The sequence below is a fragment of the Flavobacterium artemisiae genome (assembly GCF_042678225.1).
Classification (GTDB): Bacteria; Bacteroidota; Bacteroidia; order Flavobacteriales; family Flavobacteriaceae; genus Flavobacterium; species Flavobacterium artemisiae.
Genome location: NZ_JBHUDZ010000001.1, coordinates 121,635 through 147,213 on the forward strand (window position 1 = coordinate 121,635; position 25,579 = coordinate 147,213).

A 25,579-nucleotide genomic window follows, 5' to 3' on the forward strand; every position below is an offset into this window, starting at 1 on the left:
GACTTTCTGATTTTCTATAATTATTAAAAAGCAATCTTAAAAAATTAAATTATATTCGTTAGTAAATTAGAGATTCTGTTTTTTTATTAAAATGGAGTTTTCTAAAAATCTAAAAATCTAAAAAAAATGACTGAAGAAATAGATTTTATTTTAGAAAGTACTGAAGAGTCAATGAATGGTACTATTGCACACTTAGAAAAAGAATTTCTAAACATTCGTGCAGGAAAAGCTTCTCCAGCAATGCTTGGAGGTGTTTTTGTAGACTATTATGGTGCTGCAACACCACTTTCTCAAGTATCAAAAATCAGTGTTCCTGATGCTAGAACAATTACTTTACAGCCTTTTGAAAAAAATATGCTGCAAGCAATTGAAAAAGCTATTATGATTGCCAACATTGGTTTTAACCCAATGAACAATGGTGATATGGTAATTATCAGCGTACCGCCATTGACAGAAGAGCGTCGTCGTGATTTGGCTAAACAAGCAAAAGCTGAAGCTGAAGATGCTAAAATTGGTATTCGTAATTCTCGTAAAGATGCAAATACGGATATCAAAAAATTAGAAAAAGAAGGTACTTCTGAAGACATTTGCAAATCTGCAGAAGAAGAAGTTCAGAACTTAACAAACGCTTATATTAAAAAAATTGATGAATTATTAGTCGCAAAAGAGGCTGAAATCATGAAAGTGTAAGTTAGATTCGTTATAAAATAAAAATCCGTCTGGTTAATTGTACCAGACGGATTTTTTTATTGCTATTTTTGCATACGAAAATTAAACCCTTTTCGTTTTTGAAACTATATCTCTCTGTATGAAGCTATTTTGTTTTTTGACTTTGTTTTTTACGCTGACCCTTCAGGCGCAAATTCAAATAAATGGTATCGTAACTGACTCAAACAATAAACCACTTCCGTTTGCCACCATCACTACTTCAGAAAATAATAGTACTATTACTGATATTGATGGGAAATTTATTTTTAAAATCAGTACCTCTGCGACAAGTGTAACGGTATCTTACATTGGTTTTAAAACTAAAACTATTCCTTTAATTACTAACAAAAAATTCTACGCTGTAACACTTTTACAGAAAACAGATGATTTAAAGGAAGTGGTGGTTTCTAATGAAAATCCGGCGCTTACTATTATCAGAAAAGCAATAGCAAGCAAATCTTTGAATGATCCGCAGAAAAAACTAAAGACATTTGAATATAAAACATACAATAAACTTATTGTAACTGCGAATCCAGATTCTATAAACGGCCGCATCGATTCTTCGGCAGCTTACAAAGATCTAGATAAAAAGATCATCCATATTGATTCTTCTGATTATAAATTCAAAGAAATTATAAGCAAACAGCATTTATTTCAGACTGAGAAAGTTTCGCAATATCAGTTCGGAAATAATAAATTAAAAGAAACTATCCTAGGTACCAAAATGGCTGGATTCAAACAGCCTATTTACGAAGTTATTGCCTTTAATCTTCAATCTATTTCTATCTATGATCCGAAATATGAATTGCTTGAAACAAAATATGAAAACCCGATTGCAGGCAATGCTCCTTCTAATTATGCTTATAAACTTCTAGACACGGTAAGCATTAAAGGCCGTGATGCCTACATGATTTATTTTAAACCAAAACGAAAACGAAAAGCTTCTCGTTTAGAAGGTGTATTATATATTGATAAAGAAAATTTTGCTGTTGCTAAAGCCGTTATGAGAATAAAAGGTGTTTTGGACATTAGCGGGGTTCATGAATTTGAATATATTCCGAAAGATAAAATCTGGTTTCAAAGCAATACTACTTTCAAAATTGTAAAAGGAAAAAATGACGATGACATTAAAATTCTAGGCGGAACGATTCAGTTTGACGGTGATGTCGAGGAAAATTTTGAGCCAAGAAAAAAAGTGGCTTCCGATTTTACGTACCTGATTTCTGAAAGTAATAGTTTTGATGTTCGTGTCAATACTACTGAACCTATAAAAAATGCTTCGCTTTACATCGAAATTAAAGACGACGCGGCACAAAAACCAGAAAGTTTCTGGGAAGCTTACCGAAAAGAAAATCTTGACGAAAAGAGCCAAAAAACCTATGTTCTTCTTGATAGTATTTCTGTAAGCAATAGAATTGAAAAACGATTGGGAATTGGTCGAAAAATCCTTAACGGATTTTATCCTATCGGACCTGTTGATCTTGATTTAAAGAAAATTATAAGTTATAATAATTACGAAGGTTTCCGACTTGGATTAGGCGGTATTACCAACGAACGTTTTTCTAAAAACTACCGAATTGAAGGCTACACTGCTTATGGTACAAAGGACGGCGCTTTTAAATATAGTTTAGGAGGCGGTGTTTTATTGGACAAACACACTAATACATGGTTTAACGGTTATTACGCCGATGATGTGCGCGAAATTGCAAGTACCGTTTTTGCAGTAGATAAACGTGTTTTTAAAATTTACGATCCGCGACCAATTAACATCAGTACTTTTTACGAATACTCTGGCTGGCGCGGTAATATTCAAACTAAAATTATCCCGAAAACAGAAGCTGTTTTAGAGGTTTCCCGAAATTATATAGAACCTAAATTTGATTATTTATTTAATCTTAACGGAAGACTTTATTCAAGTTACATCATGACAACGGCAGTGTTATCTATTGTTTGGACGCCTTTTAGTGATGTGATGCAAACTCCGACAGGCAGAAACGAAGCCGACAAACGTTTCCCGAGATTTACCTTTCAGTATACACAATCTTTACCGAATGTTTTTGCAAATGATTTCACTTTCAGTAAAATAGATTTCAAAGCAGAGTACGAGAAAAAATACTTAAACCGTCAAAAAACAAGTTTACTGCTTCAGGCAGGTTATGCAAACGGCGATGTACCGCTTACGCATTTGTACAACACTTCGCCAAACAACTTGACAAAAGAAACGGTTGTTCAGCGTATTACTTTTTCCGGTCGAAATGCTTTTGAAACAATGTATTTTAATGAGTTTTTCTCAAGCCAATATTTAATTTTTCAGATTAAACATGGTTTTGACCGAATTAAAATATTGAAAAAAGTACGCCCTTCTTTAGTTTTAGTTACTAGAATGGCATGGGGAAGCATGGAAAATCCTGAACAGCATATTGGACAAGAATACAAAACACTTGAAAAAGGTTTCTTCGAATCTGGAATTGAGTTGAACAAGATTTATAAAGGTTTTGGTTTAGGCGGTTTTTACCGTTATGGACCAAATCAGTTAAAGAAGTTTGAAGATAATATTGCCGTTAAGATTTCTTATGTTATTGATTTGGGACTTTAATTTAAATCCCATTTTTTCCGCCACGAATTCACGAATTTCTATTTTAACTTTGAAAATTTATCCGTTGAATTTCACGAATTACTATGTAATTATATTTAGAAGTTTGTGCAATTTATCGTAAAAAACTTTGTGAAGAAAAGCGATAAATTCGTGAATTCGCGACGAAAAAAAATCCCAAACTCCAACAATCAATTGGAATTTGGGATTTTAAATTTGAAATTTAAATTTTTCAAGGTTTTAGAATCAAAACTGATGGTGTATTATTTAACCAAATACTTTGTGATTCGATTAATTTTTTCCAGCTTTCAAGACTAATGATCATTAAATTCTGAGTTTCAAGAAACTCTTTTTTAATGGTTCTGTCATTCATCACCATAATATGATTTGGGGCAATTTGTTCGATCGAGCGAATGCTTTCCTGAATCTCTCTCATATTTTTAACCTGTCCGCCAGCGTCAAGAACCGTAATTTGAGAACCATTGTTATTGATTAATTTCTTCGCATAATCAATTAAGAAAGCATCTTCTTTATCAAAAATCGGCATAAAGATCTGATTCATTTCTTCAAAATCTTTATCAATAAAAATACCGACCGGCATTCTGCTTTTTGCAATAATATGACGTGTTCTTTCATCAAAAGGAGAATTCTCAAACAAACCTTCTTTTCCCGTAAACTTATCAATAAGACGATCCGGATTTACGATTCTTGTTGTAAAACCTAAGATTTTTCCAAGAAGTGTTCCGTCAAAAATAGATTGACCTAAACCAATTAATAATAAATCGTATTCGCCGTGATTCGCCGTGTCAATAATATCGGTATCAATATCATTTGTGACCTTGAAAAGACTTACCATACTCTGGTTCAATTTTTCAGACTCTTCAATAACCGGCATCAGCATTTTTCGCTCGTGATCTTTTACGTCAAACGAGTGTACTTCTGTACTAAGAGATAAATGCATCGCAGTAACGATCGAATTATCTGCTTGTTTTTTCACCAGACTATTAGCGATTTTCAAAAGCTTTTTGCCTTTTTCAGGTGTAGCAAATGAAAGCAGGATTTTGAATTTACTTTTGTTTCCGATTTCCTGCGGCACAGTGGTAATTTTATCTTTAAATATAAATCCGATGAAGTCTAAAGCCGGACCTGTCATAAAAGTTGTGATCAAGGCCATGATTACCATCATTGTAAAAATCTCTGTAGATAAAACTCCTAAATCGTAACCAATATTCAGAACGACCAATTCCATTAGACCACGTGTATTCATCAAGGCACCAATTGCTAAACTGTCTTTCCAGTTTTGTCCAACAAATTTTGCTGCCAAAGCACTTCCGAAGAATTTCCCCACTACTGCTACCGCGATAATCAAACCTGTCAATTTCCATAATTCAGGATCGTTCAAAAGGCCAATCTGCGTTCTTAAACCTGTAAATACAAAGAACAAAGGCAAAAGAACAATAATCGAAACGTCTTCTACTTTCTCGATAAAAATATTTCTGAATTTGTTATTCTCCGGCATAATTGCTCCAGCAAGGAAAGCTCCAAATAAAGCATGGATTCCGATTAATTCTGAAGCGTAAGACGAAATTAAAAGTGTAATAAAGAAAATTGCAACTACTGGTTTGTTCAAACTTTCGCGAGTTGAATTTAAATCTCCAACACGTTTTAAGAACGGACGAACAATTTTCAACATAATAATTACATACAAAATTGCCAGACCAATTACATAAAGTGAACTTGCTAATGAACCTGCTTTTACGATTGCAATTACAACCGCTAGAATACACCAAGCTGTAATATCATCTGCCGCCGCACAGGTAATCGCAATGGTTCCGAGTTTTGTTTTTTGAAGACCTCGCTCCTGCACTATTCTTGCCAAAACCGGAAATGCCGTAATACTCATCGCAATTCCCATAAATAATCCGAAAGAAGAGAACGCTACACCGTCTGGGGCAAAAGTACCGTAAATGAAATAAGCCAAAACTAAACCTAATGCAAACGGAATTACAATACTTGCATGACTAATTACAACTGCATCGTGTGCTTTATTTTTTAATACTTTCAAGTCTAATTCCATTCCGATTACGAACATGAAAAGTATTAAACCAATCTGGCTTAAAAACTGAAGGTTTCCTAAAGATTCTTTTGGAAATAATGCTGCTGAAAACTCCGGAAAATACATTCCGACTAATGACGGCCCAAGAACAATTCCGGCGATCATTTCTCCAATTACAGACGGCTGTCCGATTTTTCTAAAAAACCAGCCAAATAATCGGGCAACTAAAATAATAGTCACGATCTGCGCCAATAATATTGCTAAAGGATGCTGTAAATTATCAACCATAGAATGCAGGAAATCATTCCAATGATTGCTTTCTATCTGTTTAACTACAACATTTCGACCTACCTCAAGTGAAGCGCCTTGAGAAATTATCCAATATATTAATGCAGTAAAGCCACCGATTACTGTAATGTAGAATATGGAGTTTTTAAAGTTATTCATAACCCATTTTTTTAAATTATTGGGCAAATATCAGAAGTCAGTTTTACGTGAAAAAGCAATTTTAAAGCTAATTTTTAAACTATGTAATAAGACCGAAAAAGTTTGTAATAAGTTATATTTTTACCTTTTTCAAAAAATCAGAACGATAGGTTTCGCTTAATAAAACCGTAGTATTTTTATCATTTTTCTCCAAATGATGCAGTACAATTTCGTTATGATTGAAAAATTTAATGGCCTTTACGGCAACAATTTCTTTTTTGTTTACACGGCAAAAATCAGCATCTGGCAATTCTTCCAAAAGTGTATCAAATTTAATGTTTTTTAAATTCAAAAAACTGCCGTCTTCCAACAAAACAGTTTTGTCGCGGCTATCGCTCAAAGCCGTTTTTATGTACATAATTTGATTAAAATACAACAGCGTTTTTCCTCTGTCTGTATTTAACTGAATAAATTTTTTAGCTGCTTCTGGTTTATTAAATCGCTCAAGTGCTTTTGAAATCGCTTTTTGGAGTCTTTCTAATTTTACAGGCTTTGTAATATAATCTACCGCATCAATATTAAAAGCTTCGGCTGCGTAATCTTTGTAAGCGGTGCAAAAAATCACCAGTTTATTTTGAAGTTTAGACGCAAGATGGAGTCCGTCAATTCCAGGCATTTCGATATCAGAGATCAAAAGATCAAAATCGATTTCGGGAATTTCGGCTAAAAGTTTCTCAGGATTATTGAATGTTTTTACAATTTCAATTTCGTGTATCTGCTCACAAAGCATTTTAAGATACGTTAATCCCGGAAGTTCATCATCCAGCAGTAAGCATTTCAGTTTTGTATTCAAGTAAATCAATTTTTAAGTGAGCAATGTAAACGTCGTTTTCAATAAAACGATCCAGTTTAAAATTGTTTTTGTAAATAATTCTAAGACGATGTTCTAAGGTATTGTGACCAAAACCGCCTCGTTCCTTTTTTAGTACTTTTTTATCAGAGATTTTATTAGAAACCGTCATAAAAAAAGCATTGTCTTTAAATTCAAAAACAACCGAAATAAAAGCATCTGCACTTTGAAGATCGGCATGTTTAAAGGCATTTTCGATCAAGTCAATAGAAATAAGCGGCGCAAGCAAAGGCTGTTCGTATAATTTATCTTCTTCGTTGATGTTTTTCTTAATCTTCAATTCAAAAAGCGGACTTATTTTGATTTTATTGATTTCAATCAAATTCATTGCAAAATCTATTTCTTCTTTTGCCGTTACAAATTTCTTTTTGCTTTCGTATAAAATATAATCCAGAACATTGGCCAATTTATCCAAAGCAAAATAAGTTTGATACGCGTGCGACTGAATCGAATTCAAAATATTCTTAAACAAATGCGGATTTAGTTTCGATTCCAGATTTTCCAGCTGCAAATCGTTTACTTTCATTTCGAGCGCATAAAAACTCTGTTCAGCATCGTCCTTGGCTTTTTTGGCTTTCATTAATTGAAAAACCATTAAACAGATGATGATTACCAAAAGCAGCATTATGGCTAAGAAAATAAAAGTGATCGAATTATTTTGTGTCATTGTAACTATTTTCTTTTTGTCTCGTTATAAATTCGATACAAATATGAGAAAAGTAATGGTTCTATCATCAAAAAGAAAGAAATTATCACAAACTGAAAACTTCTCAATTTGTGTTAACATTAAGTAAAATAGCGCCGTTTATTTAACATTTCGAGCACTTTTCACTACATTTGCATCCATTTTAGAAAAATTATGAAAAATGCTATTCAAGTAGGATTTTGGGAGAAATTGGCCCGAATTATACTTAAAAACAGAATTACGATATTAGTTATACTTTCTGCGCTAACCATTTTCCTTGGTTACCAATGGAAAAACCTTTCTATGACTTATACCGAGGCAAATCTGCTTCCAAAAGATCATATTGCAAACAAAGAATATCAAAAATTTCTTGACAAGTTTGGTGAAGAAGGAAACCTAATTGTGATCGGTTTTCAGGATAAAAACTTTTTTACACCTAAAAATTACGCAGCCTGGAACGAATTGATGACAGGCTTAAAAGAATCGAAAGAAGTTGATTTGGTTGTTTCTTTAAATGATTTAAAAAAACTTGAAAAAGATACTGTAAACGAAAAATTTGTTTTAGCTCCATTTATTGATCAAAGTAAAACTCTGGATCCTGCATATTTGAAAAGCGTTCAGCATGATTTATTTAATAATTTACCTTTTTACGAAGGATTATTATTTAACAAAGAAAGCGGCAGCGTTCGTTCGGCTATTTACATGAATAAAAAATTGGTAAATACGGCTGAAAGAAAAACTTTTATTCTTGAAAATTTAGTTCCGAAAATCGATAAATTCGAAAAAACTACGGGAATTGATCTTCGCGTTTCGGGAATGCCATACATAAGAACGATCAATGCGGATAACATGAAAGGCGAAATCGGTCTTTTTATCGGCGCGGCTTTATTAACGGTTTCATTGATTTTCTTTTTCTTTTTCCGTTCGTTTAGAGCTACTTTTATTTCGATTTGTATTTTAATTGTCGGCGTAATCTGGTCATTCGGAACGCTGGGATTATTTGGTTATAAAATCACGATTTTGACGGCGATTATTCCACCGCTGATTATCGTAATCGGAATCACAAACTGTATTTTCCTGATTAATAAATACCAGCAGGAAATCAAATTACATAATAATCAGGCAAAAGCTTTACAACGTGTTATTTCTAAAATCGGAGTTTCGACTTTGATGACAAACTTAACGACAGCTATTGGTTTTGCGACGTTTATGATTACAGGAAATGATCTTCTTTTCGAATTTGGAATGGTGACTTCGATCAACGTGATTTCTGTTTATTTATTGACACTTTTCATCGTGCCGATTATTTACAGTTTCCTGCCATTACCAAAAGAAAAGCATTTATATCATTTGACTAAAACCTATATTTCAACATTATTAAATGTGGTTGAAAATCTAGTTCGATCAAAGCGAAAATTCGTTTATATCATTTACGGATTACTTTTGGTTTTCAGTGTAATTGGAGTTTCACAAATGAAAGTTTCAGGAAGTTTGATTGGCGAAATGCCAAAAAGCGCTTCTTTCTTTAAAGATATTTTATTTTACGAAAAAGAATTCAATGGCGTGATGCCGTTAGAAATCATGATTGACACCAAAAAGAAAAAAGGTGTTATGAAGCCTTCGACGATTCGTAAAATGGACGAATTACAAAATACAATTGCTGAAATTCCAGAATTGGCAAAACCAGTTTCGGTGGTGAATTTGGTTAAATATGCAAAACAGGCTTTCTACAACGGAAATCCTGAATATTATCAATTGCCAACTTCACAGGAGCAAACCTTTATTTTGGGTTATGCTAAAAACGCGACCAAAAACAGCAAAGAAAATCTAATGAAAGCTTACGTAGATTCGACTGGACAATATGCCAGAATCACGACTTTCATGAAAGATATCGGAACGGATGAAATGGCAAAAGTCGAGAAAAAATTACATTCTAAAATTGATGAAATTTTCCCGAAAGACCGTTTTGAAGTTACCGTTACCGGAAAAGCATTGGTTTTTCAAAAAGGAACTTCGTATTTGGTTGACAACTTAATCGAATCGTTGATTTTCGCAATTTTGACAATCGCCGCTCTGATTTTATATTTATTCCGTTCGTTCAAAATGGTAATGGCTTCTGTAATTACGAATATCTTACCGCTTTGTATTACTTCGGGATTAATGGGTTATTTCGGAATTCCGTTAAAACCATCGACGATTTTAGTTTTCAGTATCGCTTTCGGAATCTCGGTTGATAATGCGATTCAGTTTATGGCAAAATACAGACATGACTTATTACAAAGTGGCGGAAAAGTGAAAAAATCTGTTTTCAGTGCTTTAAGAGAAACGGGAATCAGTACTTTTTATACTTCAGTGGTTTTGATTTTAGGTTTTGCAACTTTTACATTATCAAGCTTTAGCGGCACAATTGCTTTAGGAGGATTGATTTCTTGTACTTTGGCTTTTGCAATGTTTGCTAATTTAGTTGTATTGCCTTCTTTGGTGTTGACTTTTGAGAAGAAGAAAACTAAGAAAGAGGAATTGGAGAATTTGGAGAAATAAGTTTTTTTTGCCACTAATTTCACGCATTTACACCAATTAAAAACATGAAGAAAAGTGTAATAATTCTTGCCTTATTATTTCTGTTTAATGTAAGTTGTTATGCGGAAGGACAAGCTGGTTTGGGGCAATTTATAAACGCTATACAGCTTTTATTTATTTGCTTTTGGATTTTTACATTTACAATAATTGGAGGGGCGATTGTGAAATTTATTTTACAGAAAAACAAGCTTTTAATAAAAAACCAAACCTTTAAGGCATTTTCTATTTCATTTGTAGTAACAATTTTGGCAATGCTTTTTTTATTTGATGCGTTTTCATTTTCGTAATGAAATCATCTCTAGAAATAAAAAAGAATAGAAAGAAATCTTAGAAATTACGAGTTAGAGAATTTGAAAAAGTAATAATTTTAAAATCTTAATGACAAGAAGTGATAAAGAAAACAATATTAATACCTGTCTTTGTAATTTTATGCAGTATAAATTGTCATGCCGAAGGGCAAGATGGTATTTCAGAGATCTTTAATATTGGATATACGATTCTCTATTGGGCTTGTATTTTCACTTACACACTAATTGGAGGAGTGATTATCAAATTAATTCTAAAAAATTTAGATCTTCTTCCAAATGGACAAATGCTTAAAGCTTTTTTAATTTCATTTGTAATGACAATTTTATTTGTAGCAATTTTTGGCAAAGATTTTACATTCTTTATTTGGAATCATTTATAAAGCCGAGATAACAAAAAAGCTCTTTTAAAAACGAATATCCTAGCCCCGATCGAAGCGGCATCCTTTCTATTTTTTCTTTAAAAATAGAAAGATATAGCAGAGAGCGGGAAACAGCTTCAAAAATTAATTATTATCGTTTATATTTGCAATTCGATATAAAAAACACTGATTCTATTTAATGTAAAATCAGCAATCTAAAAATCTTAAATAACAATGAAACACACAAAGGTTAAAGACTTATTAAACAGTACGACGACGCTACAGGAAGTGAATGCAAAAGGATGGGTGAGAACTTTTAGAAATAATCAGTTCATCGCGCTTAATGACGGTTCTACAATTAATAATATACAATGTGTAGTTGATTTTGAAAATACTCCAGAAGAGACTTTAAAAAGAATTACTCCAAGTGCTTCGATTTCTGTAATCGGAACTTTGGTAGAAAGTAAAGGTGCGGGACAGAAATACGAAATTCAGGTTTCTAAATTAGAAATTCTTGGTGATTCTGATGCAGAAGCTTATCCAATTCAATTAAGAAACAGACCTAGTTTAGAATTTTTACGTGAAAAAGCACATTTACGTGTGCGTACGAATGCATTTGGTGCGATTATGCGTGTGCGTTCGGTATTGTCTTATGCGGTTCACAAATATTTTCAAGATAAAGGTTTTGTTTATGTAAACACGCCAATTATTACTGGAGCTGATGCTGAAGGTGCTGGAGAAATGTTCCAAGTTACTTCTTTACCATTGGATAATCTTCCAAAAAATGAAGAAGGAAATATTGATTACAAACAAGATTTCTTTGAAAAGCATACCAACTTAACAGTTTCTGGACAATTAGAAGGTGAAACTTTTGCTATGGCTTTGGGTCAGATCTATACTTTTGGACCAACTTTTAGAGCAGAAAACTCAAATACTTCTCGTCACTTGGCAGAATTTTGGATGATCGAACCAGAAGTTGCTTTCAACGACCTTGATGACAACATGGATTTGGCTGAAGATTTTATTCAGTATGTAATTAAATACGCTTTAGACAACTGTAAAGATGATTTAGCTTTCTTAGAAGGAAGACTTTTAGAAGAAGAAAAATCAAAACCACAAGCAGAAAGAAGCGAAATGGCGTTGTTAGAAAAACTAAACTTTGTTCTAGATAACAACTTCAAACGTGTTTCTTATACTGAAGCAATTGATATCTTAAGAGATTCCACTCCAAATAAAAAGAAAAAATTCAGTTACCTAATCAACGAATGGGGTGCAGATTTACAGTCTGAACACGAGCGTTATTTAGTTGAAAAACACTTTAAATGCCCAGTAATTTTATACGATTACCCAGCAAACATTAAAGCGTTTTACATGCGTTTGAACGACAATACAGAGCCAGGAAGAGAAACGGTTCGCGCAATGGATATCCTTTTCCCTGGAATTGGAGAAATCGTTGGTGGTTCTGAAAGAGAAGAGCGTTACGATGTTCTGGTTCAAAAAATGGAAGCGTTAGGAATTGACAAAGAAGAATTATACTGGTACTTAGACACCAGAAGATTTGGTTCTGCAACACACGCCGGTTTCGGTTTAGGATTTGAACGTTTAGTATTGTTTGTAACTGGAATGACAAACATTAGAGACGTAATTCCTTTCCCAAGAACTCCTGGAAGTGCAGAATTTTAATCAAAGGTTCTGAGGTACATAGGTACAAAGGCTCAAAGGTTTTAAAACTATAGATAAAATAATTTTAATACGAATTTAATCCGTCAATAATAAGATACTTTGTGCCTTTGCGCCTTAGTATCTTAGTAACTTTTTTTATGCTTAAGCAATTTTTAAATTTAAAATTATCTCAAAAATTATCTCCACAGCAAATCCAGCTGATGAAGTTAATTCAATTGCCTACGCAAGCTTTTGAACAGCGTTTATTGGAAGAAATGAACGAAAATCCGGCGCTTGAAGCTGGAAAAGAAGACGAATACGAAGCTGATGAATTTGCCAATGACGACTACGACGATTATGATGATAACGAATCAGACAGAATCGAAGCGGACGACATTAATATTGACGAATATCTAAGCGACGACGATACACCAGATTATAAAACTCAGGTAAATAATTACAGCGATGACGAAGAACGCGAAACTCCTTTTGCGGCTCCGATAAGTTTTCATCAGGATTTGATTAATCAGCTGAATACTTTTATCCTGAATGATCAGGAAAGAGAAATTGCTGAATTCCTTGTTGGAAGTATTGATGATATGGGCTATATCCGCAGAAGCATTCCGGATATTGTAGACGACATGGCTTTTACGCAGGGAATTTATACTGACGAAGCAATGGTCGAAAAAATGCTTCATGTAATTCACGAACTAGAGCCTTCGGGAGTTGGAGCGCGTGATTTACAGGAATGTCTTTTATTGCAATTAAAGCACAAAACACCAACCGAATATGTTGATTTAGCAATTGACATTATCGAAAATCAGTTTGATGCTTTTACTAAAAAACATTACGATAAACTTTTACAGAAATACAGCGTCTCGAACGAACAGCTTAAAAAAGCAATTCACGAGATCGAAAGACTGAATCCAAAACCAGGCGGATCTTACGCAGGAAACAATAAAGTTACAGAAAATGTAGTTCCAGATTTTGCCATCAGAATTGTTGATGGAGAGTTAGAATTAACGCTAAACGGAAGAAATGCTCCTTCCCTGCACGTTTCTAAAGATTATCAGGAAATGATGCAGACCTATAAAGATTCACGCGATAAATCGACTGCACAAAAAGATGCGGTTCAGTTTATCAAACAGAAACTGGATTCGGCAAAATGGTTTATTGACGCGATTAGACAACGTCAAGAAACACTTTTTGTAACGATGAATGCGATTATGCATTATCAGGAAGAATATTTCTTAGACGGCGACGAAACCAAGCTAAAACCAATGATCTTAAAAGACATTGCCGATATGGTTGGATTGGATATTTCGACAATTTCGCGCGTTGCCAACAGTAAATATGTTGAAACACCATACGGAACAAAACTGATCAAAGAATTCTTTTCTGAAGCAATGAAAAATGATCAGGGAGAAGATGTTTCGACTTTGGAGATCAAAAAGATTCTTAAGAATACAATTGAGGAAGAAGACAAAAGAAAACCGCTTCCAGATGATCAATTGGCAGATATCTTAAAAGAAAAAGGTTATCCGATTGCTAGAAGAACTATTGCCAAATACCGTGAACAATTGGATATTCCGGTGGCTAGAATGAGAAAGAAGATTTAATTTTTCAGACTAAACTTTATACAAAACCCGACAAGTTTTTGAAACCTGTCGGGTTTTATTCTAATACCAACAAAAGTATAATTATTTATATTCGTCCGGCAATATCTTGACATCAAATAAAAAAACCTTTTTCTTGTCGCTGTAACTATAATTCAAAGTATAATCATTATCTCTAAAAACCTGAAGTCCCGGATTTGCTTTTGCCGTACTTAAAAGACTTTTTCTTATTTCTTCTCGAATAACAGTTATGTCTGCCGATTCTTTTTCGACATTTAACAAGGTCAAATTGTATTTTACGACTCTTTCTTCATGAAGAGTAACACTATCCAAGCGAATTCCTTCCTGAATAGCCAGCGGACAGTTTTTATTATATTTTTCAACTAATTGTACTACTTCTGTATTTACCTCATCTGAATTTTTAGAAAGAAACAGCTGAAAGAAAACAGCCAGCCCCAATGCAACTACAATAATAATTAATAAGAGGATGTTTTGTTTTCTCATACTTGTGTTATTAGTCTAATAATCTATTTTTCTTGATTTTTTTTCATGGCATTAAAATACGCTGCACGACTAAGCGGCTCGTACTCTTCTGTTTCTCCAAGCATTACTAATTTATCATTAGCTGTTTTTCTAAAGCTGTAATTAGCCAGATTTCCTGTTCGTGTACAAACGGCGTGAACTTTAGTCACATACTCTGCAGTCGCCATAAGTCCTGGCATTGGGCCAAACGGATTTCCTTTAAAATCCATATCCAGACCAGCCACAATTACACGAATTCCTTGATTAGCCAAATCGTTACATACAGTGATAATTTCATCATCAAAAAACTGTGCCTCGTCAATTCCGATTACGTCGCAGCCTTGCGCCAGAATCAAAATATTCGCCGCTGCTGGAACTGGAGTTGATCTAATTTCGTTAGCATCATGAGATACCACCATTTCGTCATGATAACGAGTATCAATAGCGGGTTTAAAGATTTCGACTCTTTGTTTGGCAAACTGGGCGCGCTTAAGTCTTCGGATTAACTCCTCGGTTTTACCCGAAAACATTGATCCACAAATAACTTCAATCCACCCAAATTGTTCTTTGTGATTTACTGTATTTTCGAGAAACATTTTGTATTTTTCTACCTTTAAAAATGAATAGTTTTTATTACTTTGTACTGGTAATAAATGAGTGTAAAATTTTGCTCTTTTACGTTTTTCAAAAGTAGAAAATTTTTATCAAATCGGGAATTCACGATCGCTTATTAACAGAAATAAAAAATAACACTTAGAATTCTGCAGAGAATAAAGACAATCAATTACAAAATATACTAAAATACCCTATTCACGATAATTTCAATAGTTATGAAAAAAAAATTGGAAGCCGATTTAATCAGCATTGCACACCGAATTTTAAAGCTCAAGAACAAATCTGATATCAATCAATTGTATCTTGAAACGCAGAAATTATACGAGAAATTGGCGGTATTAAAATTTGTAGATGAAAATTTTGAAGCAGTGAAACCAACTATTGGGCACGCCGAAATCGAATCTCAAATTGAAACTATTTTCAATAAAGAAGAAATAATTGAAATTCCGGCTCAAGTTGAAACTGCGGTAAAACCAGAAACTGTTTTAACTGAAACCGCTCCAGAACCAGAAGTTATTGAAGCCGTTCCTGTAGAAGAAATTGTTTTAGAAAATAAAATAGAAGAAACCGAAGAAATTCCAACAATAGAAGTTGAAGTTATTGAAGAACCCGCTATTGAAATAAAAGAAGAACCGATTGCTGTAATTGAAGAAACAATTATTGAAGAAACAAAAGAACCAGTAATTGAGTCTAAAGAAGAAATTAAACCCGAAGAAGAAAATTCTTTTAGGACTTTTAGCGAATTAAAACCAATTCCAGATTTCAAACCTGCTTTTGAATTAGAAACAGAAGAAATTACAGAAGTCGCTAAAGAAGAAGTCAAAGAAGAGCCAAAAACAGCTGCCTCTCCTATTCCAACTATTTTATTTGAAGATTTCGGAATCAACTATGCTGATGCTCAGTTTGTAAAAGTGGATAGTTTTGAAGCCGTTAATCCTCCTCCATCAATTTCAGAATTTAACGAAAGAAAGACTGTTGAAACTGCGGTTACAGAAAAACCTGCCGAAGCAAAAGCAACAACTTTAAACGAAAAACTAGCAAGAGGCTTCCATATAGATTTAAACGACAGAATAGCATTCACTAAAAACCTTTTCGGAAACAGTGCCGAAGATTACAGTCGTGTATTAAACCAATTACTGACTTTTGATTCTTTTAGCGAAGCAAAAGATTTTATAGAAAATATGGTAAAACCAGATTACAATAATTGGGAAGGAAAAGACGATTATGCAGAGCGTTTTCTAGCAATTATTGAGAAGAAATTTTCTTAAAACACGAATTTCAAGAATTTTCACCAATTAATATGCTGGTGTAATTTTTTCAAAAAACCAGAATTTGTGCCAATTCACGCAATCCGTGTTTAAAATATTAAAATTAAATTATGTCCAAATTATATATCGTTCCAACGCCAATCGGCAATCTTGAAGACATGACTTTTCGTGCCATCAGGATTCTTAAAGAAGTCGATTTGATTTTGGCGGAAGACACACGCACCAGCGGAAAACTGTTGAAACATTTTGAAATTTGCACGCACATGCACAGCCATCATATGCACAACGAACACAAAACAACCGAAAATTTAATTGCAAGATTAAAAGCTGGCGAAACTATTGCTTTAATTTCGGATGCTGGAACACCTGCCATTTCAGATCCAGGATTTTTATTGACACGCGCTTGTGTAGAAAATAAAATCGAAGTAGAGTGTCTTCCTGGCGCTACGGCTTTTGTTCCCGCTCTTGTAAACAGCGGATTACCAAATGATCGTTTTATTTTTGAAGGCTTTCTCCCAGAGAAAAAAGGACGTCAAACCCGTTTTTTGGCTTTAGCCGAAGAAACGCGCACGATGATTTTATATGTTTCTCCACATAAATTAGTCAAAACTTTAGCTGAATTTATTCTATATTTTGGAGAAGACAGACAAGTTTGTGTTTCGCGAGAATTATCAAAATTACACGAAGAAAACGTGAGAGGAACCGCAAAAGAAGTTTTAGCACATTTTGAAAAAACCGCTCCAAGAGGAGAAATCGTTGTGGTTGTGGCTGGAAAAACAATAGAGAAAGAAGCCAAAAAAAGTAAATATTCAAAAGACGAAGAAGAATAAATAATTATTTCAGCCACAGATTAAAATGATTATCACAGATTAATTAAAAAGTTTGCCACGAATTCCACCAATTTCACTAATTCAATTCGTGTAATTCGTGTAATTCGTGGCAAAAACAAAATCATTTTTAATCCTCTTAATCTGTGGCAAAAAAAACAACCCTATAATATGAGCATTCAAGCCTTTTTAGAAAAAGTAAAACAAACTCCAACACAAATCACATTTCCTGAAACTATTGCAGTAATCGAAGAAAACTACAACTTTACTCCAACTGCTTTTCAAAACGGAACACAACATAACGCAGCAGGCGAAAACTCAGGTTCTTGCAAATTGTTTTCTTTCGCAAAACTTCAAAACTTAAGCAAAGAAGAAACGTTAGCTTGTTTTGGCGCTTTTTATTTTGAAGAAGTTTTAGGTGATCCAAACGGAACCAATCATCAGAACATTAGAAATTTCATCAACTTAGGCTGGGACGGAATTAAGTTCGAAGGAAATGCATTAGAAGCGAAATAATATATTTTAGAATTCAGATTGTAGATTTTAGATTTTCTAAACTTGCAATCTAACTCTTAAAAACTTTGACAAAGTTTAAAACAAATATTCTGCCACAGATTAAAAGGATTAACACAGATTAATATGAAAGTTGCCACGAATTTCACCAATTAGCACGAATTAAATTAGTGGAAATTCGTGTAATTCGTGGCAAAAAATAATCTTTTAAATCATTTTTATCTGTGGCAAAAAAAATTACCTACCCGATTAAACGATTTTTGGTTTTTCAAATCTAAAATCTAAAATCAACAATCTACAATAAAAAAAATGCGCTGGACTTTAAAACCAAAACCTTCTGAAGAAAAAATCAAACATTTGGCCCAAGCTTTAAATGTAGAAGATTTTGTTGCTTCCCTCTTGATTCAGCGTGGAATTGAAACTTTTGATGCTGCGAAGAATTTCTTTCGTCCGTCTTTAGAACATCTTCATGATCCGTATTTGATGAAAGATATGGATAAAGCGGTTTCAAGAATAGAACAGGCAATCGAAAATCAAGAAAACATTATGGTTTTTGGTGATTATGATGTTGACGGAACAACGGCGGTTTCTTTGGTTTCTTCGTATTTAAAATCACATTATCCAAATATTGCTACTTATATTCCGGATCGTTACGCCGAAGGTTACGGAATCTCATATAAAGGAATAGATTACGCAGATGATAACGGAATCTCATTAATTATCGCTCTGGATTGCGGCATTAAATCAATTGATCATATTGCCTACGCAAAAGCCAAAAACATTGATTTTATTATTTGCGACCACCACCGTCCGGGCGAATTTCTTCCCGACGCTGTTGCCGTTTTAGATCCGAAAAGAGAAGACTGCGATTATCCGTATGATGAACTGTGCGGCTGCGGGGTTGGTTTTAAACTGATTCAAGCTCTGGGTCGAAATAGAAACGAAACTATTGAAGATTTAGTTCCGTATTTAGATTTAGTTGCTACGGCAATTGCTGCAGATATCGTTCCTATTACTGGCGAAAATCGTGTTCTAGCCTATTTCGGATTAAAAGTCATCAACAGCGAACCAAGACCAGGAATAAAAGCTTTGGTTCATCAGGTAAAAAAGAAAGTTCTGGACATAACCGATGTGGTTTTCATTATTTCTCCAAGAATCAACGCTGCGGGAAGAATAAAACACGGAAATCATGCAGTTGAACTTTTAACTGAATTCGATTTTGAACAAGCACAGCAATTTGCCTCAGACATCGAACTTTATAATGCGGACAGAAAAGATCTAGACAAAAAAATAACAAAAGAAGCTTTCCAGCAGATTATTGATAACAACGAGCAAGATCGATTTTCTACTGTTGTTTTTCAGGAAGACTGGCACAAAGGCGTAATCGGAATTGTAGCTTCAAGATTAATCGAAACCTATTATCGACCGACTTTGGTCTTTACTAAAAGTGGTGATAAATATGCCGCTTCGGCAAGATCAGTAAAAGGTTTTGATGTTTACAATGCGTTAGATGCTTGCGCAGAACATTTGGAACAATTCGGAGGTCATATGTATGCAGCCGGAATGACGTTGAAAGCAGAAAATTATAAACCGTTTAAAGATGCTTTCGAAAAATGTGTAGAAAGCACTATTCTGCCTGAAATGCGAACGCCCGAAATAGAAATTGATGCTGAAATTGATTTCTCGGACATTACACCAAAATTAATTCGAATTTTAAAACAATTTGAACCTTTTGGACCTCAGAATATGACTCCCGTTTTTATGACTTCAAATGTAAAAGATACTGGTTATGCCAAAACTTTAGGTTCAGAAGATGAACATCTAAGGCTTTTTGTAAAACAGGACAACTCAGAAGGCATTTCTTCAATCGGGTTTGGATTAGGAAAAAAATTAAACATAGCACAAAATCAAAATCCGTTTCAAATTGCGTACTGCATTTCTGAAAATGAATGGAACGGTAACATTTCAACACAGCTTATGCTGAAAGACATTAGAACAAATGGAAGAGATTAAATCTAATAAGCCAGATCCGTATCAGGCGCTTCGTTACAGAGAATTCAACGTTTTTTTATTGCTGCGTTTTGCAATGGTTTTTGCTTGGTCGATGCAGTTTATCGTAATCGAATGGGAAGTTTATAGTTTAACTAAAAATCCGCTTTCGTTAGGAATTATTGGTTTAATGGAAATTATTCCTGCTGTTTCCATGTCTTTATTTGCTGGACATATTGTAGATCAAAGAGAAAAGAAGAGTTTATTAGTAAAATGTATTTTAGGTTTTTCAGTAATTAGTTTTGGACTTTTCTTATTGACTTGGCCAAAAGTAATTGGAGGCTGGTCTACTCATGTTATTTTGTATTCGATTTACGCTCTTGTATTTTTTGGCGGCATTGTACGTTCTTTCATGGGACCAACTATCTTCTCGCTTCTATCTTTAATTATTCCTAAAAAAGTATATCCAAACGCTGCAACTTGGAGCAGTTCGGTTTGGCAGATTGGAGCTGTAATGGGGCCGGCGCTTGCAGGCTTTTCAATTAACTGGATTGGCGTTCACTGGTCAATGTGTTTGGTATTTGGATTCTCAATTCTTTCTTTAATTGCTTTATCTCAAATCAGTCAAAAACCAATCATAAATCCGAAAGTTGGAGAATCTCTAAAAGACAGTCTTACAGAAGGGCTAACATTTGTATTTAAAAACAAAATTGTTCTAGGCGCATTATCCCTTGACATGATTGCTGTACTTTTTGGAGGCGCTGTAGCATTATTACCTGTTTTTGCACAGGATATTTTAAAAGTGGGTTCTGAAGGTTTTGGAATTTTAAGAGCTGCGCCTGCGGTTGGAGCTTTTATTACGATGCTGGTTTCTGCTTACGTTCCTTTGTATGAAAATGCAGGAAAAAAACTTTTAGTCGCCATTTTTGTTTTTGGTTTATCGATCATCTTATTCGGATTATCAACCTATTTCTGGCTTTCTGTTTTCGCTTTATTCTTAAGCGGACTGGCAGACGGAATTTCAGTTGTTATCCGCCAGACTATTTTACAGCTTAAAACTCCCGATCATATGCGCGGACGTGTTGGTGCTGTAAACTCCATTTTTGTTGGTTCATCAAATGAATTAGGTGCGTTCGAAAGTGGTGCAACTGCCAAATTAATGGGTGCAGTAACATCTGTTGTTTTTGGAGGAAGTGTTACACTTTTAACTGTAATTTTCACCGCATTAAAATCTCCGACTTTTAGAAATTTAGATCTAAAAAGAGATATGGAAGATCATCAGAAATTGGAGTAATTCTTTTTTTTGAAACCATATAAGTGATATAAGTTCAATTTAGACTCGTAAAGTTTCTTCCTTAAAATGACAAACTTTATGGTTGATTAGATGAAAACTTTGATTTTTTTTTAGATGAGATTATTAATAACCTTTTTCTTTTTAACGTTTTCCTTTTTAGCAAAAGGACAAAATCTTTATATCAAAACATACGGAAATCAAAAGCATAAACCGCTCATTTTTATTCACGGCGGTCCAAGCGGCAATGCCACTTTATTTGAAGGAACGACGGCTCAAAATCTTGCCGATCAAGGATTTTATGTAATTGCTTATGACCGAAGAGGCGAAGGAAGATCTATTGACCCAAAGGCGACATTTACTTATGAAGAAGCTTTTCGGGATTTAAACGCGATTTATAAAAAATATCATTTAAAGAAAGTTATTCTTCTTTGTCACAGTTTTGGAGGTTTGGTCGGTACGCTTTATACCAATAAATATCCGCAAAATGTGAGCGCTTTGGTTTTAGCAGGCGCTTTATTTTCACAGCAGGAAACGTATGATCATATTCTAAATACACTGAAGAAAAAATACAATAATGATTCTCAACAATTAGCGAGAATCAAAACTGTTGAAAATCTAGATAAAAATACAGCCGAATATCGCAAAAAATGCTACGAGCTTGCGGGAGAAAACAACGCTTTTAAAATGCCAAATCCAACTGCCGAATCTAAAAAATTGTATGCAGATTATGAGGCTGGAGAATTTTTTAAAACCAATATCAGAAACAAAAACGCTCCATTACTTTTTTATCAAAATGAAAAACAAAATAATATCGACACCAGACCTTTCTTAAATAAAATAAAAGCTTCGGGAGTTTCTATTTTTGCCATTTACGGTAAAGACGATGGGGTTTTTTCATCGGCACAAATTACTTCAATTAAAAATATCGCAGGCGAACTACATTTTGCTTTCCTTGATAATTGCTCTCATTATTTATTTGTTGACCAACAAAAAGAATTTCTTTCAAACATGAATAAATGGTTGAAATAGTTTTAAACCATATAAGTGATATAAGTTCATTTAATTAATGAATATCTTTTAAAGAGACTCCAGATTTAACTGGAGTTTTTTTGTGACTACTTTAAAACAATTTCAAAAAATTAACTTATAATGAACTTATATCACTTATATGGTTCAAAATATTTTTCAAATTTTTATGAATTTTTTATTTAGAATTAATATAAATAATATTTATATTTGTTGAAATAAAAGTATTTACGATGAGAGAAATTGAGCAGATATATCATAATAACTTTGGAATAGCTTTTTATTGGAAAGATCATAACACGACTATTTCAGACAAAGTGCAATTGGTTTTTAAAGAAACCGGCTTTTATTTTACTGTTCCAGAATTAAATCATTTTTGCGATTTAATCGAAGACAGTATGATTGAAAATGCTTGTTGTGAAGCTTGCGAAATGAAATATTCCTGTCATAAATTTTTATTGAAAACCCCATGCACTTCTATCGATTTGGCTGTAAATATGACGGAATTAAAATCGATTAAAGATCTAGTTGAAGGCTCTTTGTTTAAAATTGAGCTAGATGAATATATTTATGGAGTTGGAATGAATTAAGAAACATTCTAAATATTTTAACAGCATTTTTTCATTATTGAAATATATTTTGATTCAAAACAAAAAAAAGTATATTTACAGCAATGAAAAAAGCTGTATTTCTACTTGTCCTACCTTTTCTGGCAATCTGTTTTGCCAGCTGCAACAACAAATCTGAAGAATACATTGATCCTCGCGGCACCGATTATGCGGGATCTGAAAGCTGCATTCAATGCCATAAAATAGAATCAGAAATGGCTTTAAAAAGTTCGCATTTTAAAGCGACTGCTCCAGCAATATTAGGAAACGTTGCAGGAGATTTTGATTCTAAAAATCATACTTTCATTTACGATAAAGACACCAAACTTGTCATGGAAAAAGATGGCGATAGTTTGTATCAGGTTTTATACAAAAACGGAAAAGAAACAGCGAGATATAAATTTGAAATTGTTTTTGGCTCCAAACATGCGCAGACTTCTGTGTATTGGAAAGATGGTAATACTTACGAATTACCGATTTCGTTTTATCATTCTGCAAATAATTGGGCAACAAGTCCCGGTTTCCCAGCAGACAAACCTTATTTTGACCGAATGGTTTTAAAGGACTGTTACGCTTGTCATAGTTCTAATATTAGTTCGAGAACTGTTGATCAAAGTTCGGCAGACAAAAATTTCATGTCAATGGAAGTCGTTGATGTTATCAATAAAAAAACAATTGTTTACGGAATTGACTGTGAGCGCTGCCACGGGCCTGCAAAAAAACATGTCGATTTTCATTTAAAAAATCCAAATGTAAAAACAGCAAATAGTATTGTAAGTTTCAAATCTTTGGACAGACAGCAAAGATTAGATGCCTGTGCACTTTGTCATGCAGGAAATGACGGAATGAAATTAAAATCACGTTTTGACTTTAAACCCGGCGATCATTTATCTGATTTTTACCGTGAGACTAAAAGCATCAATGATACTGCCCAATTTGATGTTCATGGAAACCAGTTTCGCTTAATGGCGCAAAGTAAATGTTTTATCAAAAGTGAAAAAATGGATTGCATTACTTGTCATAATCCACACGAGAATGCTTCTAAAAATATGGCTTCTTATTCTAAAATCTGTATGAGCTGTCATCAAACAACAAAACATACCGATAAAACCTTAAAATCGGTTTCTGGACGTTTAGCCGATAATTGTGCTGAATGTCATATGCCGAAACGACCTTCAAATTCGATTAGTTTTCAGCTTTCAAACAACAAACAATTGTCAAATTATATTTTGAGAACGCATAAAATCGGAATTTATCCGAATGCTAAAAAATAATTATTTTTCGAATTTCTTCAATTCAAATTTTTCGCCGTCAAAAACGCCGTACGTAAAATAACCGATCCAATCGCCTAGATTGACATATTCTGAATTTTCACCAACCGGAAGAATCATTGGTAAATGACGATGTCCGAAAATAAAGTAATTGTAATGTTTGGTTTCCAGCTTACGTTTGGCGTATAAAACCAGCCATTCGTTTTCTTCGCCTAAAAACTTCACGTCTTCATCGCCAGAGATTAATTTGTTTTTAACCGATAAATATTGCGCTAAACTTACTCCAACATCTGGATGAAGCCAACGGAAAAGCCATTTTGAAAATGGATTTGTAAACACCTTTTTCATTCTTTTATAACCTTTATCGCCGGGACCTTTTCCGTCACCGTGACCAATTAAAAAAGTTTTTCCGTTAAAAGTAAATTCTTTGTTATCGTGATAAACGGGAATATTTAATTCGGTTTCAAAATAATCATTCATCCATAAATCATGATTTCCAACAAAGAAATAAATCGGAATACTGCTGTCGCGAATTTCAGCCAGTTTACCCAGAATTCGAACAAAACCTTTTGGAACAACTGTTTTATATTCAAACCAAAAATCGAACAAATCTCCTAAAAGAAAAATAGCTTCTGCATCTTCTTTTACCTCATCAAGCCAGGCAACAAATTTCTTTTCGCGCGGCAAACTCAATTCTGGAGTCGGCGCACCAAAATGTTGATCAGAAGCGAAATATATTTTTTTCATGGAGGAATTTTAGGTTTTAGACTTTAGGTTTAGATTCCTTGAAGATTGGAATTTGGAATTTAAAAATTGGAATTTTACAAATTATCCGAAGCGTACCATTCTGCAAAAGAAGATTCTGTTTCCTGAAGTTTTAGTGAAAAAAGAGAAATTCCTTCTGGCAGTCTTGCCACAATTTTTTTAGCAAAATCAATTACCATGTTTTCGCTTGTTGGCTGATAATCTACCAAAATTACATGATGACCGCGGTTTTTCAATTCATTTGCCAATTCGATATGCGGTGTAGTCTCATTAAAAACAGTTGCATGATCAAATTGATCGACGATTTCTTCTTTTACAATTTTCTTTAAGTCCGAAAAATCGATTACCATTCCGAATTTTACATTCGATCGATCTGTAATTGGCGACCCAATAACCGTTACCGATAATTTATAACTGTGCCCGTGAACGTTTTTACATTTTCCGTCGTAACCGTACAAAGCATGTCCAGTTTCGAAATTAAATTGTTTTGTAATTCTGATTTTACTCATCGATTTGCATTTTTAGGTTGCAAATTTACGAATTAATAACCGTTTTCATCTCTTTTTTTAGCACGGTTATACATCCAATAAGCAAGTCCGATTAAGATTACAAAAGGAATAAACGATCCGATGACTACACCAATTTGATAACTGCTGTCTGGAGCTTCTTTTATTTTCTCTGCCACATCGACTTTTTGAAGTAATGAAATGAGTTTCATTTTAATATTTTATTTGATTATCAGACAATCTTTGTCAAGTTTAAAACTTTGACAAAGATGCGTAAACGTTTAAAGTCAAAATATGATATTTGTTAGCTAAAAAAATGTCGAAAATTTAAACACATAGAAACATAGCTTTTTATTTTCAACTACAAAGTTTATTGAAAAAGCTCGCTTTCACACATAGATTTTAAATATGTAAAATATATTCTTTGTTTTTTTTGCCACAGATTTCACAGATTATATGGATTAAAAATCAT

General features: G+C 33.6%; 23 protein-coding genes. 15 read left to right on the forward strand and 8 right to left on the reverse strand.

Annotated features, from left to right (window positions below; genetic code table 11):
* Window positions 1-126 precede the first annotated feature (126 nt).
* Both frr and ACFSC2_RS00525 read left to right on the forward strand, forming a co-directional pair.
* The gene (gene frr, locus ACFSC2_RS00520) at window positions 127-690 is read left to right on the forward strand and encodes a ribosome recycling factor (RefSeq protein WP_379817299.1); all 564 of its coding nucleotides are present in this window, start codon (window positions 127-129) and stop codon (window positions 688-690) included.
* 118 nt (window positions 691-808) lie between these two features.
* Window positions 809-3,304, forward strand: coding sequence for a DUF5686 family protein (locus ACFSC2_RS00525; protein WP_379817300.1), 2,496 nt, complete (start codon window positions 809-811; stop codon window positions 3,302-3,304).
* A 229-nt stretch (window positions 3,305-3,533) separates the two neighbouring features.
* Here the strand turns inward: ACFSC2_RS00525 and ACFSC2_RS00530 are convergent, their stop codons facing one another.
* The 3 genes from ACFSC2_RS00530 to ACFSC2_RS00540 form a co-directional block, all read right to left on the reverse strand.
* Entirely contained in the window at window positions 3,534-5,804 is a 2,271-nt protein-coding gene (locus ACFSC2_RS00530) for a cation:proton antiporter (RefSeq protein WP_379817301.1), read from the reverse strand.
* A 112-nt stretch (window positions 5,805-5,916) separates the two neighbouring features.
* The gene (locus ACFSC2_RS00535; protein WP_379817302.1) at window positions 5,917-6,636 is read right to left on the reverse strand and encodes a LytR/AlgR family response regulator transcription factor; all 720 of its coding nucleotides are present in this window, start codon (window positions 6,634-6,636) and stop codon (window positions 5,917-5,919) included.
* On the reverse strand, window positions 6,602-7,360 hold the full coding sequence (locus tag ACFSC2_RS00540) for a sensor histidine kinase (RefSeq protein ID WP_379817303.1): 759 nt from the start codon (window positions 7,358-7,360) through the stop codon (window positions 6,602-6,604). Before ACFSC2_RS00540 ends, ACFSC2_RS00535 begins: the two co-directional genes overlap by 35 nt.
* Window positions 7,361-7,552: 192 nt before the next feature.
* Here ACFSC2_RS00540 and ACFSC2_RS00545 point away from each other — a divergent pair, with 192 nt between their 5' ends.
* The 5 genes from ACFSC2_RS00545 to rpoN all read left to right on the forward strand — a co-directional run bounded on the left by ACFSC2_RS00545 (window position 7,553) and on the right by rpoN (window position 13,906).
* Window positions 7,553-9,919: an efflux RND transporter permease subunit gene (locus ACFSC2_RS00545; protein WP_379817304.1), complete on the forward strand. Its 2,367-nt coding sequence runs from the start codon at window positions 7,553-7,555 to the stop codon at window positions 9,917-9,919.
* 44 nt (window positions 9,920-9,963) lie between these two features.
* A complete protein-coding gene (locus ACFSC2_RS00550; protein WP_379817305.1) occupies window positions 9,964-10,245 on the forward strand; it encodes a hypothetical protein in 282 nt (93 codons plus the stop codon).
* A gap of 101 nt (window positions 10,246-10,346) precedes the next feature.
* Entirely contained in the window at window positions 10,347-10,646 is a 300-nt protein-coding gene (locus ACFSC2_RS00555) for a hypothetical protein (RefSeq protein ID WP_379817306.1), read from the forward strand.
* A 213-nt stretch (window positions 10,647-10,859) separates the two neighbouring features.
* A complete protein-coding gene (gene asnS / locus ACFSC2_RS00560; protein WP_379817307.1) occupies window positions 10,860-12,308 on the forward strand; it encodes an asparagine--tRNA ligase in 1,449 nt (482 codons plus the stop codon).
* A gap of 137 nt (window positions 12,309-12,445) precedes the next feature.
* On the forward strand, window positions 12,446-13,906 hold the full coding sequence (gene rpoN, locus ACFSC2_RS00565) for an RNA polymerase factor sigma-54 (protein ID WP_379817308.1): 1,461 nt from the start codon (window positions 12,446-12,448) through the stop codon (window positions 13,904-13,906).
* Window positions 13,907-13,987: 81 nt separating this feature from the next.
* Here rpoN and ACFSC2_RS00570 read toward each other — a convergent pair whose 3' ends face one another.
* Together ACFSC2_RS00570 and ACFSC2_RS00575 are read right to left on the reverse strand one after the other, a co-directional pair.
* Entirely contained in the window at window positions 13,988-14,407 is a 420-nt protein-coding gene (locus tag ACFSC2_RS00570) for a hypothetical protein (protein ID WP_379817309.1), read from the reverse strand.
* 23 nt (window positions 14,408-14,430) lie between these two features.
* Window positions 14,431-15,021 (reverse strand): thymidine kinase, encoded by a 591-nt coding sequence (locus ACFSC2_RS00575; protein ID WP_095928508.1) that lies wholly within the window; start codon window positions 15,019-15,021, stop codon window positions 14,431-14,433.
* Between the two features lie 234 nt (window positions 15,022-15,255).
* Between ACFSC2_RS00575 and ACFSC2_RS00580 the strand changes: the two genes are divergently transcribed.
* The 8 genes from ACFSC2_RS00580 (at window position 15,256) to ACFSC2_RS00615 (ending at window position 23,839) form a co-directional block, all read left to right on the forward strand.
* Window positions 15,256-16,308, forward strand: coding sequence for a hypothetical protein (locus ACFSC2_RS00580; RefSeq protein WP_379817310.1), 1,053 nt, complete (start codon window positions 15,256-15,258; stop codon window positions 16,306-16,308).
* Window positions 16,309-16,418: 110 nt separating this feature from the next.
* On the forward strand, window positions 16,419-17,138 hold the full coding sequence (rsmI, locus tag ACFSC2_RS00585; protein ID WP_379817311.1) for a 16S rRNA (cytidine(1402)-2'-O)-methyltransferase: 720 nt from the start codon (window positions 16,419-16,421) through the stop codon (window positions 17,136-17,138).
* Window positions 17,139-17,306: 168 nt separating this feature from the next.
* Window positions 17,307-17,651 carry a HopJ type III effector protein gene (locus tag ACFSC2_RS00590; protein ID WP_035681760.1) on the forward strand — a complete coding sequence of 115 codons (345 nt, stop codon included), beginning with the start codon at window positions 17,307-17,309 and terminating at the stop codon, window positions 17,649-17,651.
* Between the two features lie 306 nt (window positions 17,652-17,957).
* Complete coding sequence (recJ, locus tag ACFSC2_RS00595; RefSeq protein WP_379817312.1) at window positions 17,958-19,661, forward strand: single-stranded-DNA-specific exonuclease RecJ; 1,704 nt, start codon at window positions 17,958-17,960, stop codon at window positions 19,659-19,661.
* Window positions 19,648-20,931: an MFS transporter gene (locus ACFSC2_RS00600; protein ID WP_379817313.1), complete on the forward strand. Its 1,284-nt coding sequence runs from the start codon at window positions 19,648-19,650 to the stop codon at window positions 20,929-20,931. The genes recJ and ACFSC2_RS00600 overlap by 14 nt, the downstream gene beginning before the upstream one ends.
* A gap of 114 nt (window positions 20,932-21,045) precedes the next feature.
* The gene (locus tag ACFSC2_RS00605) at window positions 21,046-21,960 is read left to right on the forward strand and encodes an alpha/beta hydrolase (RefSeq protein ID WP_379817314.1); all 915 of its coding nucleotides are present in this window, start codon (window positions 21,046-21,048) and stop codon (window positions 21,958-21,960) included.
* Between the two features lie 230 nt (window positions 21,961-22,190).
* Window positions 22,191-22,547, forward strand: coding sequence for a hypothetical protein (locus ACFSC2_RS00610; RefSeq protein WP_379817315.1), 357 nt, complete (start codon window positions 22,191-22,193; stop codon window positions 22,545-22,547).
* A gap of 83 nt (window positions 22,548-22,630) precedes the next feature.
* Window positions 22,631-23,839: a cytochrome c3 family protein gene (locus tag ACFSC2_RS00615; protein WP_379817316.1), complete on the forward strand. Its 1,209-nt coding sequence runs from the start codon at window positions 22,631-22,633 to the stop codon at window positions 23,837-23,839.
* On the opposite strand, the gene ACFSC2_RS00620 is transcribed toward ACFSC2_RS00615, so the two are convergent.
* From ACFSC2_RS00620 to ACFSC2_RS00630, 3 genes are all read right to left on the reverse strand, one after another.
* Window positions 23,840-24,583 (reverse strand): UDP-2,3-diacylglucosamine diphosphatase, encoded by a 744-nt coding sequence (locus tag ACFSC2_RS00620; protein WP_379817317.1) that lies wholly within the window; start codon window positions 24,581-24,583, stop codon window positions 23,840-23,842. It lies immediately after the preceding gene.
* A gap of 74 nt (window positions 24,584-24,657) precedes the next feature.
* On the reverse strand, window positions 24,658-25,110 hold the full coding sequence (locus ACFSC2_RS00625; RefSeq protein ID WP_379817318.1) for a 6-pyruvoyl trahydropterin synthase family protein: 453 nt from the start codon (window positions 25,108-25,110) through the stop codon (window positions 24,658-24,660).
* 32 nt (window positions 25,111-25,142) lie between these two features.
* Complete coding sequence (locus ACFSC2_RS00630) at window positions 25,143-25,319, reverse strand: hypothetical protein (protein WP_194140427.1); 177 nt, start codon at window positions 25,317-25,319, stop codon at window positions 25,143-25,145.
* Between the last annotated feature and the right edge of the window lie 260 nt (window positions 25,320-25,579).

What these genes read in the sequence shown, in the direction of transcription:
- frr (WP_379817299.1), top strand. Translation starts at nt 127, where the DNA reads ATGACTGAAGAAATAGATTTTATTTTAGAAAGTACTGAAGAGTCAATG.
- ACFSC2_RS00525 (WP_379817300.1), top strand. Translation starts at nt 809, where the DNA reads ATGAAGCTATTTTGTTTTTTGACTTTGTTTTTTACGCTGACCCTTCAG.
- ACFSC2_RS00530 (WP_379817301.1), bottom strand. Translation starts at nt 5,804, where the DNA reads ATGAATAACTTTAAAAACTCCATATTCTACATTACAGTAATCGGTGGC.
- ACFSC2_RS00540 (WP_379817303.1), bottom strand. Translation starts at nt 7,360, where the DNA reads ATGACACAAAATAATTCGATCACTTTTATTTTCTTAGCCATAATGCTG.
- ACFSC2_RS00545 (WP_379817304.1), top strand. Translation starts at nt 7,553, where the DNA reads ATGAAAAATGCTATTCAAGTAGGATTTTGGGAGAAATTGGCCCGAATT.
- ACFSC2_RS00550 (WP_379817305.1), top strand. Translation starts at nt 9,964, where the DNA reads ATGAAGAAAAGTGTAATAATTCTTGCCTTATTATTTCTGTTTAATGTA.
- asnS (WP_379817307.1), top strand. Translation starts at nt 10,860, where the DNA reads ATGAAACACACAAAGGTTAAAGACTTATTAAACAGTACGACGACGCTA.
- rpoN (WP_379817308.1), top strand. Translation starts at nt 12,446, where the DNA reads ATGCTTAAGCAATTTTTAAATTTAAAATTATCTCAAAAATTATCTCCA.
- ACFSC2_RS00570 (WP_379817309.1), bottom strand. Translation starts at nt 14,407, where the DNA reads ATGAGAAAACAAAACATCCTCTTATTAATTATTATTGTAGTTGCATTG.
- ACFSC2_RS00575 (WP_095928508.1), bottom strand. Translation starts at nt 15,021, where the DNA reads ATGTTTCTCGAAAATACAGTAAATCACAAAGAACAATTTGGGTGGATT.
- ACFSC2_RS00580 (WP_379817310.1), top strand. Translation starts at nt 15,256, where the DNA reads ATGAAAAAAAAATTGGAAGCCGATTTAATCAGCATTGCACACCGAATT.
- rsmI (WP_379817311.1), top strand. Translation starts at nt 16,419, where the DNA reads ATGTCCAAATTATATATCGTTCCAACGCCAATCGGCAATCTTGAAGAC.
- ACFSC2_RS00590 (WP_035681760.1), top strand. Translation starts at nt 17,307, where the DNA reads ATGAGCATTCAAGCCTTTTTAGAAAAAGTAAAACAAACTCCAACACAA.
- recJ (WP_379817312.1), top strand. Translation starts at nt 17,958, where the DNA reads ATGCGCTGGACTTTAAAACCAAAACCTTCTGAAGAAAAAATCAAACAT.
- ACFSC2_RS00600 (WP_379817313.1), top strand. Translation starts at nt 19,648, where the DNA reads ATGGAAGAGATTAAATCTAATAAGCCAGATCCGTATCAGGCGCTTCGT.
- ACFSC2_RS00605 (WP_379817314.1), top strand. Translation starts at nt 21,046, where the DNA reads ATGAGATTATTAATAACCTTTTTCTTTTTAACGTTTTCCTTTTTAGCA.
- ACFSC2_RS00610 (WP_379817315.1), top strand. Translation starts at nt 22,191, where the DNA reads ATGAGAGAAATTGAGCAGATATATCATAATAACTTTGGAATAGCTTTT.
- ACFSC2_RS00615 (WP_379817316.1), top strand. Translation starts at nt 22,631, where the DNA reads ATGAAAAAAGCTGTATTTCTACTTGTCCTACCTTTTCTGGCAATCTGT.
- ACFSC2_RS00620 (WP_379817317.1), bottom strand. Translation starts at nt 24,583, where the DNA reads ATGAAAAAAATATATTTCGCTTCTGATCAACATTTTGGTGCGCCGACT.
- ACFSC2_RS00625 (WP_379817318.1), bottom strand. Translation starts at nt 25,110, where the DNA reads ATGAGTAAAATCAGAATTACAAAACAATTTAATTTCGAAACTGGACAT.
- ACFSC2_RS00630 (WP_194140427.1), bottom strand. Translation starts at nt 25,319, where the DNA reads ATGAAACTCATTTCATTACTTCAAAAAGTCGATGTGGCAGAGAAAATA.